This is a genomic window from Rahnella rivi (assembly GCF_019049655.1).
Lineage (GTDB): Bacteria > Pseudomonadota > Gammaproteobacteria > Enterobacterales > Enterobacteriaceae > Rahnella > Rahnella rivi.
In genome coordinates, this window is record NZ_JAFMOX010000014.1 from 1 (window position 1) to 445 (window position 445).

A 445-nucleotide genomic window follows, 5' to 3' on the forward strand; every position below is an offset into this window, starting at 1 on the left:
GTTGGGGAAGTACTCCTCCAGGCTGCGGCCGTTGACGGTCCACTTGCCGGAGCCGGGGATGAGGCGCACGCGGGCAACGGCCTGCTTGCGGCGGCCCACGGCCTGGCCGGGAACGGTCAGGGCGGGGCGCTCCGACATGGCGGCGCCACCGGCCACGGACTCGGTGGACTCGGAGGTGTAGCTGGTCAGCTCCACGTCCTCGGTGATCTGCTCTTCAGTGTTCTGAGCCACGATTCTCCTTATGTGTTCTTCGTTGGCCCGAATTACTGGGCGACCTGCGTGAATTCGTAGGGCTTGGGCTGCTGCGCCTGGTGCGGGTGCTCGGCACCGGCGTAGACCTTGAGCTTGGACAGCTGCTGGGCTGCCAGCTTGTTCTTGGGCAGCATCCCCTTGACGGCCTTCTCCACGGCGCGCGTGGGGTTCTTCTCGAGCAGCTCGGCGTAGC

Annotated in this window: 2 protein-coding genes; both read right to left on the reverse strand. The window is 66.5% G+C overall.

The window, feature by feature from the left end:
- Positions 1–231 (reverse strand): 30S ribosomal protein S9 (gene rpsI, locus J1779_RS00070; protein WP_476655339.1); only part of this gene is annotated, 231 nt, incomplete at its 3' end.
- A 32-nt stretch (positions 232–263) separates the two neighbouring features.
- Positions 264–445: uL13 family ribosomal protein (locus J1779_RS00075; RefSeq protein ID WP_217202529.1), on the reverse strand; the 182-nt coding region annotated here is incomplete at its 5' end.